Annotated in this window: 17 protein-coding genes; 2 read left to right on the top strand and 15 right to left on the bottom strand. The window is 61.8% G+C overall.

Annotation, left to right across the window (positions count from 1 at the left end; genetic code table 11):
- Positions 1–96: 96 nt before the first annotated feature.
- The 6 genes from AC1DZU_RS23565 to AC1DZU_RS23590 all read right to left on the bottom strand — a co-directional run bounded on the left by AC1DZU_RS23565 (position 97) and on the right by AC1DZU_RS23590 (position 6,235).
- Positions 97–1,509: a pyridoxal phosphate-dependent decarboxylase family protein gene (locus AC1DZU_RS23565; RefSeq protein WP_477288808.1), complete on the bottom strand. Its 1,413-nt coding sequence runs from the start codon at positions 1,507–1,509 to the stop codon at positions 97–99.
- A gap of 110 nt (positions 1,510–1,619) precedes the next feature.
- Positions 1,620–2,351 (bottom strand): proteasome-type protease, encoded by a 732-nt coding sequence (locus AC1DZU_RS23570; RefSeq protein ID WP_477288810.1) that lies wholly within the window; start codon positions 2,349–2,351, stop codon positions 1,620–1,622.
- 131 nt (positions 2,352–2,482) lie between these two features.
- Positions 2,483–3,277, bottom strand: a complete 795-nt coding sequence (locus tag AC1DZU_RS23575) for a transglutaminase family protein (protein WP_477288812.1) — start codon at positions 3,275–3,277, stop codon at positions 2,483–2,485.
- A gap of 52 nt (positions 3,278–3,329) precedes the next feature.
- Positions 3,330–4,271, bottom strand: coding sequence for an alpha-E domain-containing protein (locus AC1DZU_RS23580; RefSeq protein WP_095085042.1), 942 nt, complete (start codon positions 4,269–4,271; stop codon positions 3,330–3,332).
- A 21-nt stretch (positions 4,272–4,292) separates the two neighbouring features.
- On the bottom strand, positions 4,293–5,705 hold the full coding sequence (locus tag AC1DZU_RS23585) for a circularly permuted type 2 ATP-grasp protein (protein WP_167392123.1): 1,413 nt from the start codon (positions 5,703–5,705) through the stop codon (positions 4,293–4,295).
- Between the two features lie 293 nt (positions 5,706–5,998).
- Positions 5,999–6,235, bottom strand: a complete 237-nt coding sequence (locus AC1DZU_RS23590) for an Lrp/AsnC ligand binding domain-containing protein (protein ID WP_477288815.1) — start codon at positions 6,233–6,235, stop codon at positions 5,999–6,001.
- A 236-nt stretch (positions 6,236–6,471) separates the two neighbouring features.
- Here AC1DZU_RS23590 and AC1DZU_RS23595 point away from each other — a divergent pair, with 236 nt between their 5' ends.
- Positions 6,472–6,891 carry a DUF4864 domain-containing protein gene (locus AC1DZU_RS23595; RefSeq protein WP_477288817.1) on the top strand — a complete coding sequence of 140 codons (420 nt, stop codon included), beginning with the start codon at positions 6,472–6,474 and terminating at the stop codon, positions 6,889–6,891.
- Between the two features lie 11 nt (positions 6,892–6,902).
- On the opposite strand, the gene AC1DZU_RS23600 is transcribed toward AC1DZU_RS23595, so the two are convergent.
- The 8 genes from AC1DZU_RS23600 to coaD form a co-directional block, all read right to left on the bottom strand.
- Positions 6,903–7,628, bottom strand: a complete 726-nt coding sequence (locus AC1DZU_RS23600; RefSeq protein WP_477288819.1) for an SDR family NAD(P)-dependent oxidoreductase — start codon at positions 7,626–7,628, stop codon at positions 6,903–6,905.
- 66 nt (positions 7,629–7,694) lie between these two features.
- The gene (gene tgt / locus AC1DZU_RS23605; RefSeq protein WP_477288821.1) at positions 7,695–8,825 is read right to left on the bottom strand and encodes a tRNA guanosine(34) transglycosylase Tgt; all 1,131 of its coding nucleotides are present in this window, start codon (positions 8,823–8,825) and stop codon (positions 7,695–7,697) included.
- A complete protein-coding gene (locus AC1DZU_RS23610) occupies positions 8,818–9,087 on the bottom strand; it encodes a hypothetical protein (RefSeq protein WP_477288823.1) in 270 nt (89 codons plus the stop codon). Before AC1DZU_RS23610 ends, tgt begins: the two co-directional genes overlap by 8 nt.
- Positions 9,077–10,165 carry a tRNA preQ1(34) S-adenosylmethionine ribosyltransferase-isomerase QueA gene (gene queA, locus AC1DZU_RS23615; protein WP_477288825.1) on the bottom strand — a complete coding sequence of 363 codons (1,089 nt, stop codon included), beginning with the start codon at positions 10,163–10,165 and terminating at the stop codon, positions 9,077–9,079. Before queA ends, AC1DZU_RS23610 begins: the two co-directional genes overlap by 11 nt.
- The gene (locus tag AC1DZU_RS23620) at positions 10,165–10,614 is read right to left on the bottom strand and encodes a DMT family transporter (RefSeq protein WP_477288827.1); all 450 of its coding nucleotides are present in this window, start codon (positions 10,612–10,614) and stop codon (positions 10,165–10,167) included. The genes queA and AC1DZU_RS23620 overlap by 1 nt, the downstream gene beginning before the upstream one ends.
- 12 nt (positions 10,615–10,626) lie before the next feature.
- The gene (locus AC1DZU_RS23625; protein WP_477288829.1) at positions 10,627–11,139 is read right to left on the bottom strand and encodes a peptidylprolyl isomerase; all 513 of its coding nucleotides are present in this window, start codon (positions 11,137–11,139) and stop codon (positions 10,627–10,629) included.
- Between the two features lie 40 nt (positions 11,140–11,179).
- Positions 11,180–11,767: a peptidylprolyl isomerase gene (locus tag AC1DZU_RS23630; protein WP_477288831.1), complete on the bottom strand. Its 588-nt coding sequence runs from the start codon at positions 11,765–11,767 to the stop codon at positions 11,180–11,182.
- A 16-nt stretch (positions 11,768–11,783) separates the two neighbouring features.
- Positions 11,784–12,284: a pantetheine-phosphate adenylyltransferase gene (gene coaD, locus AC1DZU_RS23635; RefSeq protein WP_477288833.1), complete on the bottom strand. Its 501-nt coding sequence runs from the start codon at positions 12,282–12,284 to the stop codon at positions 11,784–11,786.
- 194 nt (positions 12,285–12,478) lie between these two features.
- Here coaD and AC1DZU_RS23640 point away from each other — a divergent pair, with 194 nt between their 5' ends.
- Positions 12,479–12,631, top strand: coding sequence for a hypothetical protein (locus AC1DZU_RS23640; RefSeq protein WP_095085054.1), 153 nt, complete (start codon positions 12,479–12,481; stop codon positions 12,629–12,631).
- A 57-nt stretch (positions 12,632–12,688) separates the two neighbouring features.
- On the opposite strand, the gene gyrA is transcribed toward AC1DZU_RS23640, so the two are convergent.
- On the bottom strand, positions 12,689–15,493 hold the full coding sequence (gene gyrA, locus AC1DZU_RS23645) for a DNA gyrase subunit A (protein ID WP_477288835.1): 2,805 nt from the start codon (positions 15,491–15,493) through the stop codon (positions 12,689–12,691).
- Positions 15,494–15,634 lie beyond the last annotated feature (141 nt).

Below are 15,634 nucleotides of genomic sequence, written 5' to 3' on the forward strand. Positions count from 1 at the left end.
ATAGTCGAAAACGAAAGCAATGAAAAGGCATAAGCCGGCTAATAGAATTTACCTGATCGCAAAGCCAAAGCTGTACGCAACCTCATCAAGGCAGCTTCAGCCCATGCCGCGCGCGATTTCGGCGATGACGACGAAGGCGGCATCGACATCGCCGGCAGTCGCCTCGAACTGTCCGACCTGGAACCGGATCGCCACTCGTCCGTCGACTCTCGTCTGCGTCAGGTAGATGCGGCCATCGTCGTTGATCGCATTGACCAGCCGCAGATTGTGCTCGTCCGCGTCGGCGCCGGTGGCAGCCTTGTGCCGGAACGAAAACAGCGACAGCATCGGTTCGCTGACGATCTCGAAATCCGGCTCCTTTGCCAGCCGCGCGGCAAGGCCTTCGCTCCAGGCGACATGGTTGCGGATCATCGTTCGCAGGCTTTCCAGCCCATGAGCGCGCAGCAGGAACCACAATTTCAGTGCGCGGAACCGCCGGCCGAGCGGCACCGACCACTCGGAATAATTGATGATGCCGTCATGGCCATGGGTCTTCAGGTAATCCGGCTTGATGGCCAGCGTCCGCACATGGCTTTCGGGATCGCGCAGGAACTGGATCGAACAATCGAACTGCGCACCGAGCCATTTGTGGGGATTGAAGACAACGGAATCGGCCGCTTCGACACCGCTCCAGAAATGCCGGTATTCCGGGCAGATCATTGCCGACCCGGCCCAGGCCGCATCGACATGAAGATAAAGGCCATGGCGCCGCGCCACCTCGGCAACCGAAGCGATGTCGTCGGTGCCGCCCGTGCTGGTGCCGCCGACGCAGGCGATGATGCCGGCCGGCAGCATGCCGGCTTCCCGGTCGGAAATGATTGCCGCCTCGAGCGCTGCCGTATCCATGGCGCGAAAACGGCCGCCGACGGGAATGCGCACGAGATTGTCCTCGCCGATACCAGACACCCAGATCGCCCGGTCGATCGAAGTGTGCACCTGATCGGAAGAATAGATGCGCAACCGCGCCTGCCCCGCCAGTCCCTTTTTATTGCCTTGCCAGTCGAGCGCGCGCTCGCGCATGGTCAGCACCGCAGCCAGTGTCGCCGAGGATGCCGAATCCTGGATCACGCCTGAGAACCCTTCGGGCAGGCCAAGCGCTTGGCGCATCCAGTCGACGGTGCGCGTTTCGAGCTCGGTCGCCGCCGGCGAGGTCTGCCACAGCATGCACTGCGCGGCCATCGCCGAGACCAGATATTCCGCCACCACCGAGACCGGCGCCGCATTGGCCGGGAAATAGGCGAAGAAGCGCGGATGCTGCCAATGCGTCATCCCCGGCAGGATCTTCTCCTCGAATTCGGCGAAAATCCTGTCCATCGGTTCGGCGTTTTCGGGCGGCGAAGCTTCTATGCTTCTGAAAATATCGCCCGGCTCGACCAGCGGCCGCACCGGGCGGTCGCGCAGCGTGTGGCGGTAGTCGGCGCCCCAGTCGGCGGCGCGCCGCGACCATTGCCGGAAATCATCATTGTTCATCGTGTCCTCCCGACAGGATTCCTCGCCGCCGCCCCGTCACGGCCGGCTCTTCAGGATTCGATATTATTTAACATGTGAAATATGCGCAACCGCCATCTGGCGCCGCGCGCCTACCCCGGAAAATCGGGCAGGCTGGCAAAAGCTGCCTTCAGCGCATTCGACCAGCCATCCGAGATCGTGCGGTAGTACTGGTCGTCCTGGCCGATCCGTTTCTTCAGCCCAACCTTGAAACTGTCCCTCTCCAGGAAGAGCAGGTCGAGCGGCAAGCCGACCGACAGGTTCGACTTCAGTGTCGAATCGAACGACACCAGAAGCAACTTCACAGTCTCTGCAAGGCTCATCGTCTTTTCGTAGGCGCGGATGATGATCGGCTTGCCATATTTGGTCTCGCCGATCTGGAAGAATGGCGTGTCCTCGGTCGATTCGATGAAATTGCCTTCGGGATAGATCATGAACAGGCGCGGCTCGCTGCCCTTGATCTGGCCGCCGAGGATGAAGGAGGCATTGAAGTAGGAATCTGCCTTCTCGCCCGCGGGTGACGAACTGGCAATGACCTCCTTCACCGTATCGCCGACCAGCCGCACCGTCTGGTACATCGACGGCGTCTCCAGCAGCGTGGCGTGACGATCGGCAATTGCCTTGGTGCGTTCGTCGAGCAGGCTGACCACCGCCTGAGTCGTCGCCAGGTTACCGGCCGACATCAGCACGATGACGCGCTCGCCCAGCTGCTCCCAGACATGCATCTTGCGGAAGGTGGAAATCGAATCCATGCCGGCATTGGTGCGCGTGTCCGACATGAACACGAGCCCGCGATCGATCTTCAGGCCGACGCAATAGGTCATGGAATCTCTTCTAGAGCGATTCATCGTTTCACGGAAACACAGAACCGCTCTATCTCCTTGTTTTGACGCAATTCCCCAGGGAAAACGCTACGCGCTTTTCCTGGAATTGCTCCTGCGGCAATCCTGGCGGATTACTGCTCTACCGTGACGGTGACCGCAAGCTGTTCTTCCGCCTGTCCCAGCCGAATTCCCGACACCGGCGTGGCGTCGCGATAGTCGCGGCCGATGGCCACTTTTACATAGCGCTCGTCTGGAGAGATGCCGTTTGCGGCATCGAAGGCGACCCAGCCGAGACCCGAGACATGGGCTTCGGCCCAGGCATGGCTTGCGGCCTGCTCGACCGAAGCATCCAGCATCAGATAGCCGCTGACATAGCGTGCAGGAAAGCCCATGGCGCGCGCGGCTGCGGCAAAGATATGGGTGTGATCCTGGCAGACACCGGTCTTCAACGTCAGGGCTTCCTCTGCCGGCGTCGCCGCATTGGTGGTGCCGGGCGTGTAGGCGACGCGCTCGCCTATCATTGCCATCAGACGATGCAGCCTTTCGATGTCGGTGCCCTTGCCGACCGATGCGGCGAGTTCGCGAATACCGCTGCCGATCGCGGTCAACGGCGTTTCATGGCTGTACAGCCAGAGCGGCGTAAAACCCTGGTGTGGTCCAGAGACGCCTGCGGTATCGCGCGTCACCACTTCGCCGGCCGCTTCCACCGTGATGAAGTCGCGCTCGCCCTCGACGCTCAGCAGCCTGGTGTCGTTGCCGAAATGGTCGACAAAACGAACCTCTTCGCGCGCGCCTTCGATGGCCAGTGCCCAGGACAGAACGGTCTGCGTCGATCCGCTGACCGGAAGCAGCCGCAGCCGCTGCAACAGATAGTGCACCGGTGCATCGTAGCGATATTCGGTCCTGTGGGTGATCTTCAGCCGCATGCGCTATGTCCCGTTTGTGAGCACGATCTTGTCCCACTTTTCGCGATCATGCTCAATTGAACCGGTAGTCCTGCGCGATCTCGTCGCCCAGCCTGGTATTGTCGCGAATGAAATTCGCCAGGAATTCATGCAGGCCGGCGTCGAATATGTCCTTGATCGAACCGGCTCTCAGCATGGCCTGCGTCTTGTCGGCCGTTGCGTGGCAGGCGTGGCGTTCGCCGTAGTCGTCACCGAGGAATTTCAAATGTTCGGCTAGAAAGCGGTAGCAGAAGGTCAGCGATCGCGGCATGCGGACATTGAGGATTAGATAGTCGGCAATGTTGGTCGGCTTATAGTCTGCGTCATAGACCCAGCGGTATGAGCGATGCGCAGACACCGAGCGCAGGATCGATTCCCACTGGTAGTTGTCGAGTGTCGAGCCGACCCAGGAGATCGACGGCAACAGCACATAGTATTTCACGTCGAGGATGCGCGCCGTGTTGTCGGCGCGCTCGACATAGGTGCCGAGCTGCGAGAAATCGAAGATCTCGTTGCGCAGCATGGTGCCGTAGAACGAGCCGCGGATCAGCGCCGTCTCGCGCTTGATCGCATCAAGCACGCTCGGCAGGTCGCGTTCGTCGATCGGCCTTGCCAGCATCCGCTTCAGCGACATCCAGGCTTCGTTGATGCTTTCCCACGTCTCGCGCGTCAGCGCGGTGCGCACCATGCGGGCATTGTTGCGCGCCGTCTCGATCGCCGCCATCGTGCTCGACGGGTTTGACGTGTCGCGCAACAGGAAGTCGGCGACATTGGCGGCGGTATAATCCTGGTATTTCTGCGTGAAGGCGACGTCCGAGCCGGCGCTGAGCAGCACCGAATTCCATTCTTCCGAGGCACTCTGGGTGCGGGTCAGCGCCATGCGCAGCCCGGCGTCGACAAGGCGTGCCATATTTTCCGCCCGCTCGATATAGCGGTTCATCCAGTAGAGCCCGTTGGCGGTGCGGCCTAAAAGCATCAAAAACCCTTCAAGTGAAAATCAATCATCCAGCACCCACGTATCCTTGGTGCCGCCGCCTTGCGAGGAATTGACGACCAGCGACCCTTCCTTCAGCGCGACGCGCGTCAGCCCTCCGGGCACGATCTGGATGCGGTCGGAAACCAGCACATAGGGTCTGAGATCGACGTGGCGCGGCGCCAGACCCTTGTCGGTCAGGATCGGACACGTCGAGAGCGCCAGCGTCGGCTGGGCGATGTAGTTCGACGGTTTTGCCGCGAGTTTCTTGGAAAAATCCTCGCACTCCTTCTTGGTCGCCGCCGGCCCGACCAGCATGCCGTAGCCGCCGGAACCGTGGACCTCCTTGATCACCAGTTCGTCGATGTGCTCGAGCACGTATTTCAGGCTGTCCGGCTCCGAGCAGCGCCAGGTCGGAATGTTGCCGAGGATCGCCTTGCGGCCGGTGTAGAATTCGACGATCTCGGGCATGTACGAGTAGATCGCCTTGTCGTCGGCAATGCCGGTGCCCGGCGCATTGGCGATGGTGATGTTGCCGGCACGGTAGACATCCATGATGCCGGGTATGCCAAGTGCGGAGTCCGGCCGGAAGGTCAGCGGGTCGAGGAAGGAATCGTCGACGCGGCGGTAAAGCACATCGATTTGCTTGTAGCCTTCGGTGGTGCGCATCGCGACATGGCCGTCGACAACGCGCAGGTCCTGCCCTTCGACAAGCTGTACGCCCATCTGGTCGGCAAGGAAGGCGTGTTCGAAATAGGCGGAGTTGAAGCTGCCGGGCGTAAGCACCGCGATGGTCGGCGTGCCCTTGGTGCTTTGTGGCCGCACCGCCGCCAGCGACTGGCGCAGGAGCTGCGGATAGTTTTCCACCGGCCGCACCTTGATCTTTTGGAACAGCTCGGGGAACAGCTGCATCATCGTCTCGCGGTTCTCCAGCATGTAGGAGACACCCGACGGCGTGCGCGCATTGTCCTCCAGCACGTAGAATTCGTCCTCGCTGATGCGGACGATATCGACGCCGATGATATGGGTGTAGACGCCGGCAGGTGGCCTGACCCCGATCATTTCCGGCAGAAACGCCTCGTTCTTGGCGATCAATTCCCTGGGAACACGCCCTGCTCGCAGGATCTCCTGGCGATGGTAGATATCGTCGAGGAAAGCGTTCAGCGCTTGCACGCGCTGCTCGATGCCTTGCGTCAGGCGCCGCCACTCATTGCCCGAGATGATGCGGGGAACGATGTCGAACGGAATCAGCCGCTCGGAAGCTTCCTGCTCGCCGTAGACTGCGAAGGTGATGCCGGTCTTGCGGAAGACGCGTTCGGCGTCCTGCATCTTCTCGGTAAGCCTGGCCGGATCCTGCTCCTTCAGCCAGCGATCATAAGCCGAATACGGTCTTCTCAATCCGGAGACTTCCGGAAGCATTTCATCGAACGCTGCCAATCGCATACTCCCCTGTGACGCCATTTCACTGGCGTCGCCGGAGAAAATCAAGCGCAATCGGTGATTTGAGGGATACTGACGACCAGTATGTGGCGGCTGCCCAAAATTAAGGCAGCTGAAATATGCCCTTGGTCAGGCTTTGCCTCGTGGCCGGGCAGGTGCGTTCAGCGGCTGAAGCATGACCCGAAAAATGGAACCAGATTTTCTCGAACGAACGCGAACCGCTTGTCCAGAGATCATGTTCAAACACTGAGATAGAGCCCATCCCGATTCTGTCGGGGATGGAACGGGCTCTAGAAGGCGCGGAACGTGACGACGGTGAAAGTGTCCTTGACACCGGGGAGAACCTGCACCTTCTCGTTGACGAAATGGCCGACATCTTCCTCGTCGTCGACGTAGAATTTGGCGAGCAGATCGTAATTGCCGGCAGTCGAGTAGATTTCCGAAGCGATCTCGGCGTCGGCAAGCGCGCTGGCAACCTCATAGGATTTGCCCAGCTCGCATTTGATCTGCACGAAAAACGCCCTCATGGCTTCGTCCCTAAACGTCCAAGTCCAAGCGGCCCTTCTGACAGACTGGAGGCGGGCTTTCAAGCGCCGGATGAATGCTCAGCCGGCTCGGGCCTGGCTACGACTTCCCGCAGCGCGCGGGGGCGATACGAATGTTCGCCACCGATGAAACCGTGAAGCGCCGCCAAGCGTATGTTAAGATGCCTCTTGGAACAGTTTTGGGAGGCAGCTTTCTCGAGGGGCAACGGAGGCCGGCCATGCGCCGCATGTTTTTCGCATTCGCGTTCGTTCCACTCATCCTGGCGTCGTCTGCGTTTGCCGGCGATGCCGAGGTCAAGGCGGCGCAAGCCGCCATCGACGGCCAGCTGAAAGCGTTCATCGCCGATGACGGCGTCGCCGCCTACAGCTTCGCCGCACCCAACGTGAAACAGATCTTCCCGACCGTCGACACCTTCATGAACATGGTGACCAACGGCTATCCGCCGGTGCGCAAGCCGCAGACCTATTCCTTCGGCAAGGTCGAGGAGACGAGCCCGACATCGATCGTCCAGCAGGTGCTGATCGTCGGCCCCGACGGCAAGGATTACGAGGCTGTCTACACGCTGCAGCAACAGCCCGACGGCACCTTCCAGATCACCGGATGCAGCCTGCGCGCGTCGAATTCGCTCAGCACCTGATACGGCCGATATCAGTAGCGCGCCCTGCCGCCCGACATGTCGAATACAGCGCCAGTGTTGAAGCTGCTCGTATCGGAACACAGCCAGAGCACCAACGCAGCGACTTCATCGGCGGAGCCGAGCCGTTTCAGTGGGCTGGCGCCGATCATGTCGCTGACGACCTCATTGCCAAGGCGCCTGATAAGGTCGGTATCGATCGGACCGGGCGCTACGCAATTCACGCGAATGCCGGTGTCGCAAACCTCCCGCGACAATGCCTTGGTGAAAGCGATAATGCCTGCGCTTGCCGCCGAGTAGGCGGCAAGGTTCGGCAAGCCCTCCTTGCCTGCAAGCGATCCCATGTTGACGATGCGGCCGGTGCCGGCCTTGCGCATAATCGGCAGAACCTGATGCGTGACCTCAAACGTTCCAAGGAGATTGACACCGACAATTCGCTGCCACTCAACCGGCTCGAAGGCCTCAAAGCCGAGGTAGGGACCGAGATAGCCAGCGTTGTTGACGAGGATGTCGATCCGCCCCGCTCGGGCGACGATGTCAGCCAAGGCTTCCCTTATGTCGCCAGCCTTGGTGGCGTCGACCGTCTGGCTACGGATTCCCGCAGCCGGCACTGGATCGGCATCCCATACCCAGACGTCGGCGCCAGACCCTGCCAACTGTGTGGCCACGGCTCTGCCGATGCCCCTGGAGCCACCGGTTACGATCGCCGTTTTGCCGGCAAAGTCGTATGTCACGGCCATAGCCAATCCCTCGATTACAAATCTGCTCTTGGGCAGCCGATCCGTCAATCGCTGGAGAACGCACGACTAAATGGCAGGGATATCGCCCCGAGCCCAACCTTCCGAAATCTCCGCCGCGCGTGCTTCGAAAGCATGTGCCTCGATTGCGGCACGGATGTCCTGCATATGCTTCTGGTAATACGAGAGATTATTCCAGGTCAGCAGCATCGCGCCAAGCGCCTCCTGCGAGCGCACCAGATGGTGCAGATAGGCACGCGAATAATCCCTCGCCGCCGGGCAATCGCTTTCCTCGTCGAGAGGGCGCGGATCGTCGGCATGGCGGGCGTTGCGCAGATTGACCTTGCCGCGCCTGGTGTAGGCAAGACCGTGCCGGCCGGCCCGCGTCGGCATCACGCAATCGAACATGTCGATGCCGCGCGCCACCGATTTCAGAATATCGTCAGGGGTGCCGACGCCCATCAGATAGCGCGGCTTGTTTTCAGGCAGTTCCGGGCAGGTGATGTCGAGCATATCGAGCATCACCGCTTGCGGCTCGCCGACAGCCAGGCCGCCGACCGCATAGCCCTTCAGCTCCATCGCGCTCAGCGCCTGCGCCGACCGTACCCGGAGTGCCGCGTCGTCGCCGCCCTGCACGATGCCGAACATCGCCTTGCCCGGCTGGTCGCCGAACGCCGTCTTGCAGCGCTCTGCCCAGCGCAGCGACAGTTCCATGGCGCGCTCGATTTCCTTGAGATCGGCCGGCAGCGCGGTGCATTCGTCAAGCTGCATTTGGATATCGGAATCGAGCAAACCCTGGATCTCGATCGAGCGCTCCGGCGACATCTCGTAGGCGGCGCCGTCGATGTGCGAGCGGAAGGTGACGCCCTTTTCGGTCAGCTTCCTCAGCTTGGACAGCGACATCACTTGGAAACCGCCGCTGTCGGTCAGGATCGGATGCGGCCAGCGGGCGAATTCGTGCAAACCCCCCAGCCGCGCCACACGCTCGGCGCCGGGCCGCAGCATCAAATGGTAGGTATTGCCCAGGATGATATCGGCGCCAAGGCCGCGCACCTGGTCCATATACATGGTCTTGACCGTGCCGCCGGTGCCGACCGGCATGAAGGCAGGCGTGCGGATTTCGCCGCGCGGCATGTCGATCACACCGCGCCGCGCGCTGCCGTCCGTCGCCAGAACCTTGAAGCTGAACGGCTTAGCCATTGAATTCCTTGTCATGAACCGGGGCACTAGGTGCCTCTTTGTCGAGCGACTGGCGGTATTGGATGCAGCCTCGCATGAATTTTGGCCAGGGCGGCACGGCGATCGACGGCTCGGTCTTCTCCGGCAGAAGATCCCATAGGTCCGGATGATGCCAGCACAGGTCATGGCCGGTTGCGTCACGATGCTGTCGAATCCCGGTGCGCAATTTTTTCACTTCCGCGATCAGTGCGTCGCGATCCAGGCTCTCGAGATCATCGTCCATCGCTCATCTCCGCTCGATAAAGCAGGCTTGCGTCTCCATAGGAGTAGAATCTGTAGCGGTTCTCGATGGCATGCGCATAGGCCGCACGCATCGTGTCGAGGCCGCTGAAGGCCGATACCAGCATGAACAGGGTCGAGCGTGGCAGGTGGAAATTGGTCATCAGCATGTCGGCGGTGCGAAAGCGATAGCCGGGCGTGATGAAGATGTCGGTCGGACCGGACCACGCAACCAGGGTCCCGTCCCCGCGCGCGGCACTCTCCAGCAGGCGCAGCGAGGTCGTGCCGACAGCGATGATGCGCCCGCCCCTCGCCCTGGCCGCGTTGAGCGCGTCGGCGGTTGCCTCGCTGACCGAACCGGTCTCGGCGTGCATCTTGTGGTCGGCGGTGTCGTCCGCCTTCACCGGCAGGAACGTGCCGGCGCCGACATGCAAGGTGACGAAGCGGCTCTCGACACCCTTGGCGTCGAGAGCCGCAAAAAGCTCCGGCGTGAAATGCAGGCCTGCCGTGGGTGCGGCAACGGCGCCTTCTTCCCGGGCATAGATGGTCTGGTAGTCGGCCCGGTCGCGCTCGTCATCATCGCGCTTCGAGGCGATATAGGGCGGCAGCGGAATATGGCCGACCGCATGCAGCGCTTCGTCGAGGAAGGGCCCCGACAGGTCGAAGCCAAGCAGAGCTTCTCCGGCCTCGCCTTTCTCGATCACGGTGGCGTCGAGCTGGCCGAGGAAACAGGAATTGCCGTCATGGCCGAAATGGATGCGGTCGCCGGCGGCGATGCGCTTGCCCGGCCGCATGAAGGCCAGCCAGCGATCCGGCGCCATGCGCATATGCAGCGTGGCCTCGACTTGCGCCTGTGCCTCGCCGCGCCGTCGGATACCCTTCAGCTGCGCCGGAATGACCTTGGTGTCGTTGAAGACCAGCACATCGCCGGCCCTGAACAGGGACGGCAGGTCGCCAACCGCCCGGTCGTCGAGCCCTTCACCGGGCTTGACCACCAGCATCTTGGCGCTGTCGCGCGGCTCTGCCGGGCGAAGCGCGATACGCTCCTCCGGCAGGTCGAAGTCAAACAGATCGACACGCATCAGTAGAGCCGGACGAGCAACGCTCCGGCCAGCAGCAGCACCGCGCCGGCGACGCGGCCGAGCGAAATCTCGCGCACCGCGACGCCGAGGAAGCCGAAGCGGTCGATGAGCATGCCCGCCAGCAACTGGCCGGCCACCAGAAACGCCATCAATGCGGCAGCGCCGATGCGCGGCGTCAGGATCGTCGACAAGGTGACATAGAAGCCGCCGAGCAGGCCGCCGGCGACGAACAGCCACGGCACCGGCGCCTTCCAGTCGAGCGTGATGCCTTGCAGCTTCACCGCCGTAACGGAGATGACGCCGAGCGCGATCGCACCCGACAGGAACGAAAACGCAGCCGCCGCGACTGGGAGCCCCAGGCCGCGCGCCAGCTGCGAATTGATCGGCGCCTGAATGGCAATGAAGGCGCCGGACAGGATGCCGAGAAGCGACCAGACGACGCCCATCATTGTCGTCTTACCTTACTTGATGTCGGCCGCAACCTTCAGCGACACGATCTTGTCGGGATCCGGCACCGGCTCGCCGCGCTTGATCTTGTCGACATTGTCCATGCCTTCGATGACCTGGCCCCAGACCGTGTACTGGCGGTTGAGGAAGGCGGCATCGTCGAAGCAGATGAAGAACTGCGAATTGGCCGAGTTCGGGTTTTGCGAACGGGCCATCGAACAGGTGCCGCGCCCATGGTTGGCATTGGAGAATTCAGCCTTGAGGTCGGGCTTGTCGGAGCCGCCCATGCCGGCACGCGACGGAGCAAAGGAGGGCTTGCTGGAATTGCCGAACTTGACGTCGCCGGTCTGCGCCATGAAGCCGTCGATGACGCGGTGGAAGACCACGCCGTCATAGGCGCCTTCGCGTGCCAGTTCCTTGATACGGGCGACATGGCCGGGCGCCAGGTCGGGGAAAAGTTCGATGACGACGTTGCCCTTGGTCGTCTCCATGATGAGCGCGTTTTCGCGGTCCTTGATCTCGGCCATGTCAGATATCCTTTTCAGAAAACAGAGTTATTCGACAACTTTACTTGTCTGCGGCGATGCGCACCTTGAGCATCCGGTCAGGGTCGGTGACCGTGCCATTGTCCGCTTCGTCGCCCTTCTTGATGTGGTCCACCAGCTCCATGCCGCTGACGACGGTGCCGACGATGGTGTATTGGCCATCGAGGGGCGGCGCCGGCGCGAACATGATGAAGAACTGCGAATTGGCGGAGTTGGGGTCCTGCGAGCGGGCCATGCCGACCACGCCGCGCTTGTAGTGTTCGGTCTGCGAGAATTCGGCCGGCAGGTCGGGTTGATCGGAACCGCCGGTGCCGACGGCCTCGGCGCTAAAACCCTTCTTCATGTTACCGAACTTGACGTCGCCGCTCTGCGCCATGAAGCCGTCGATGACGCGGTGGAAGGCGACATTGTCATAGGCGCCCTGGCGCACCAGCTTCTTGATCTGCGCGACGTTCTTGGGCGCGAGATCGGGCCGAAGCGCGATGGTGACGTCGCCGTCCTTCAGCGTGATGATCATGGTGTTTTCCGGGTCGGCGGCGAAAGCCGAAACAGACGAGGCCACAAGACCAGCAAGCACAATGAGGAACGAGGCAAGCTTTTTCAGCTGCATATCTATCTCCGGGATCTTATTTCGCGAATTTGGCGGTGAGCGCACCGGCAACCGCCGCCGGCACGAAGGGGCGGATGTCGCCTCCCATCGAGGCAATCTGGCGGACAAGTGTGGCGGTAATGGTGCGCACGGACGGGCTGGCGGGCAGAAAAACCGTCTGCAGTTCAGGCGCCATGGTCTCGTTCATGCCGGCCATCTGCATCTCGTAGTCGAGGTCGGTGCCGTCGCGCAGGCCGCGGATCATGATCGAGGCGCCCTGCTTCCTGGCCGCGTCGATGACCAGCCCGTCGAAGGCGACAACCTTGATGCGCGCACCGTCGCGGCCAAATAAAGTCTTCGTCGCACTCTCGATCAGCGCCACCCGTTCCTCGAAGGAAAACAGCGGCTGCTTGCCCGGGTGGATGCCGATCGCCGCATAGACGACGTCGGCCACCGCCAGCGACGCTTTCAGCACGTCGAGATGGCCGTTGGTCAACGGGTCGAAGGAGCCGGCATAGAGGGCGATGCGTTCAGTCATGGCTGGTGCTTCTAACGAGCCTCTCTCGCAAAGGCAAATCCGATTGGCGAGCCGGTCGTGAACCTTTTCCGCCACGTGAACGACAGATGAACACGCTGATCACGAAGCCTTCACGCAGCGTTCACTAGGTTGCACCTTAATAAGATGAAACCAAAATCCCATATCTTCGTTGTTAGGCGCAGGAGAACACACACATGCTGATCTACATGCTCGCCACCGCAATGACCGTCGCCATGCTGATCGCCACCGTATTCGGCTTGCATCAGGAGGCTCAGCGCATCCGCATCAAGGCCAACACCAAGCGCTTCGAAGGTTTTGGCCCCCGCAAGCCATATCGCCACTACTAAGTTTCGCCTGAATGTGCCACCACGCCGGCCAATGGGCCGGCGTTGCTATGTCAGAACCTATTCTATGACATCCGGGCCGGTATCCGCAGCCGGATTGGACTCAGCGCCGCCCTCGATACCGTCCTCGGCTTCCTCGTCCGCCTGCGGTTCCGAAATCCGCTCGACCGAAACCACCTTTTCGCCTTCAGCCGTGTTGAAGATGGTCACGCCCTTGGTGGCGCGGCTGGCGAAACGGATGCCGTTGACCGGCACCCGGATGACAGTGCCGCCGTCCGACACCAGCATGATCTGGTCGTCATTGCCGACCGGGAAGGTCGCCACCAGCCTGCCGATCTCGGCTACCTTCGAAACGTCGGTGGCACGAATGCCCTTGCCGCCGCGTCCGGTCAGCCGGAAATCATAGGACGACGAGCGCTTGCCGTAGCCATATTCGGTCACCGTCAGCACGTACTGCTCGTGTTGCTTGAGGAACTCGTAGCGCTCGTCGGAAAGCTCCGTCTCCTCGCCGACCTCTTCGTTGGTCAGCGCGATCTCGTCCTCTTCGCCGGCCGCGATGCCGGCCGCAAGCCGCCGTTCGGCCGCCGCCCGCTTGAGATAGGCGGCGCGCTCCGCCGGCGGCGCATCGACATTCTCGATCACCGCCATGGAAATCACCCGATCCATCTCGGCCATGGCGATACCGCGCACGCCGACCGAATTGCGGCTCTGGAAGACGCGCACGTCGCCGACCGAGAAGCGGATGCACTGGCCGGAGCTGGCGGTGAGCAGGACATCGTCATTGTCCGTGCAGGTCTCGACGCCGAGGATCTCGTCGCCCTCCTCCTCCAGCTTCATGGCGATCTTGCCGTTGCGGTTGACCTGGACGAAGTCGGAAAGCTTGTTGCGCCGCACAGTGCCACGCGTGGTGGCGAACATCACGTCGAGCTCGCCCCAACTGGTCTCGTCCTCGGGCAGCGGCATGATGGTGGTGATGCGCTCGCCCTGCTCCAGCGGCAGCATGTTGATCAGCGCCTTGCCGCGCGATTGCGGGTTGCCGATCGGCAGCCGCCAGACCTTCTCCTTGTAGACGATGCCGCGCGAGGAGAAGAACAGCACCGGCGTGTGCGTGTTGGCAACGAACAGCCTTGTGACGAAATCCTCTTCCTTGGTCGACATGCCGGAGCGGCCCTTGCCGCCGCGCCGCTGCGCCCGGTAGAGCGACAGCGGCACGCGCTTGATGTAGCCCGAATGGCTCACCGTCACGACCATGTCCTCGCGCTGGATCAGGTCCTCGTCTTCCATGTCCGCGCCACCGTCGGTGAGCTCGGTGCGGCGTGGCGTGCCAAACTCGTCGCGCACGGCGGCAAGCTCATCCTTGACGATCTGCTGGACACGCGCGCGGGAAGACAAAATGTCCAGGTAATCAATGATTTCGGCGCCGATCGTGTTCAACTCGTCGGCGATCTCGTCGCGACCGAGCGCGGTCAGGCGCTGCAGGCGCAGTTCGAGGATGGCGCGCGCCTGCTCCTCGGACAGATTGTAGGTGCCGTCCTCGTTGATGCGATGGCGCGGATCGTCGATCAACAGGATCAGCGACTCGACATCGCCGGACGGCCAGCGCCGCTCCATCAACTGCTCGCGCGCCGTCTGCGGATCCGGCGCGGTGCGGATCAGTTTGATGACCTCGTCGATGTTGGCGACGGCGATAGCGAGACCGACCAGCACATGGGCGCGGTCGCGCGCCTTGCGCAGCAGGAATTTCGTCCGCCGGGTGATCACTTCCTCGCGGAAGGCGACGAACGCCTTCAGCATGTCGGTCAGCGTCAGCAGTTCCGGCTTGCCGCCGTTCAGTGCCACCATGTTGGCGCCGAAGGAGGTCTGCAGGGGCGTGAAGCGGTAAAGCTGGTTGAGGATGACGTCGGCGACGGCGTCGCGCTTCAACTCGATGACAACGCGGTAGCCCTGGCGATCGCTCTCGTCGCGGATGTCGGAAATGCCTTCGATGCGCTTGTCGCGCACCAGTTCGGCCATCTTCTCGATCATCGACGACTTGTTCACCTGGTAGGGAACCTCGGTGATGATGATCGACTCGCGGTCATTGCCACGCGCCTCGATGTTGACCTTGCCCCGCATGACGATGGAGCCGCGCCCGGTCGAATAGGCACTGTAGATGCCGGAACGGCCAAGCACGATGCCGCCGGTCGGGAAATCCGGCCCCGGAATGATCTCCATCAGCGCCGGCAAATCGATCGCCGGATTGTCGATAATGGCGATGGCGCCGTTGCAGACTTCGCCGAGATTGTGCGGCGGGATGTTGGTCGCCATGCCCACCGCGATGCCGCCGGAGCCGTTGACCAGCAGATTGGGAAACCGTGCCGGCAGAACCTTGGGCTCGCTGCCGGACGCATCATAAGTGTCCTGGAAATCGACTGTGTCCTTGTCGATATCCTCCAGCAACTCATGCGCGACCTTGGTCAGCCGCGACTCGGTGTAGCGCATCGCCGCCGGCGGATCGCCGTCAATGGAGCCGAAATTGCCCTGCCCGTCGATCAGCGGCACGCGCAGCGACCAATCCTGCGCCATGCGCACCAAGGCGTCATAGATCGAGGCATCGCCATGCGGATGGTATTTACCCATCACGTCGGCGACCGGGCGCGCCGACTTCACATATTTGCGGTTCCAGTGGTAGCCGCTCTCATGCGAGGCGAAGAGAATACGGCGATGCACAGGCTTCAGGCCGTCGCGCACGTCCGGCAACGCACGGCTGACGATCACGCTCATGGCGTAATCGAGATAGGAGCGCTGCATCTCCTCGACGATGGATATCGGCTCGATGCCGGTGGGGCCGCCGTCGGCGCCGCGCGGTGTCTTTTGGTCGGTCAAATCGGATCACAATCTAATCAGGAATCACTTGCTGTATATATAGGAAGCAAGCCCGAAACTCCAACATCCGCAACACTTTTCCAGTGTCAATTTTGGTGGTAATTTCAAAAGGATACCACTGATTGCGACGATATGGCCAAG

The organism is Mesorhizobium sp. P2_A12, assembly GCF_056405075.1.

Coding starts and splice junctions, on each gene's coding strand:
- AC1DZU_RS23625 (WP_477288829.1), bottom strand. CDS start 11,139: ATGGCCGAGATCAAGGACCGCGAAAACGCGCTCATCATGGAGACGACC.
- tgt (WP_477288821.1), bottom strand. CDS start 8,825: ATGGCTAAGCCGTTCAGCTTCAAGGTTCTGGCGACGGACGGCAGCGCG.
- AC1DZU_RS23620 (WP_477288827.1), bottom strand. CDS start 10,614: ATGATGGGCGTCGTCTGGTCGCTTCTCGGCATCCTGTCCGGCGCCTTC.
- AC1DZU_RS23565 (WP_477288808.1), bottom strand. CDS start 1,509: ATGAACAATGATGATTTCCGGCAATGGTCGCGGCGCGCCGCCGACTGG.
- AC1DZU_RS23595 (WP_477288817.1), top strand. CDS start 6,472: ATGCGCCGCATGTTTTTCGCATTCGCGTTCGTTCCACTCATCCTGGCG.
- AC1DZU_RS23575 (WP_477288812.1), bottom strand. CDS start 3,277: ATGCGGCTGAAGATCACCCACAGGACCGAATATCGCTACGATGCACCG.
- coaD (WP_477288833.1), bottom strand. CDS start 12,284: ATGACTGAACGCATCGCCCTCTATGCCGGCTCCTTCGACCCGTTGACC.
- AC1DZU_RS23570 (WP_477288810.1), bottom strand. CDS start 2,351: ATGACCTATTGCGTCGGCCTGAAGATCGATCGCGGGCTCGTGTTCATG.
- AC1DZU_RS23640 (WP_095085054.1), top strand. CDS start 12,479: ATGCTGATCTACATGCTCGCCACCGCAATGACCGTCGCCATGCTGATC.
- AC1DZU_RS23630 (WP_477288831.1), bottom strand. CDS start 11,767: ATGCAGCTGAAAAAGCTTGCCTCGTTCCTCATTGTGCTTGCTGGTCTT.
- queA (WP_477288825.1), bottom strand. CDS start 10,165: ATGCGTGTCGATCTGTTTGACTTCGACCTGCCGGAGGAGCGTATCGCG.
- AC1DZU_RS23580 (WP_095085042.1), bottom strand. CDS start 4,271: ATGCTTTTAGGCCGCACCGCCAACGGGCTCTACTGGATGAACCGCTAT.
- AC1DZU_RS23600 (WP_477288819.1), bottom strand. CDS start 7,628: ATGGCCGTGACATACGACTTTGCCGGCAAAACGGCGATCGTAACCGGT.
- AC1DZU_RS23590 (WP_477288815.1), bottom strand. CDS start 6,235: ATGAGGGCGTTTTTCGTGCAGATCAAATGCGAGCTGGGCAAATCCTAT.
- AC1DZU_RS23610 (WP_477288823.1), bottom strand. CDS start 9,087: ATGGACGATGATCTCGAGAGCCTGGATCGCGACGCACTGATCGCGGAA.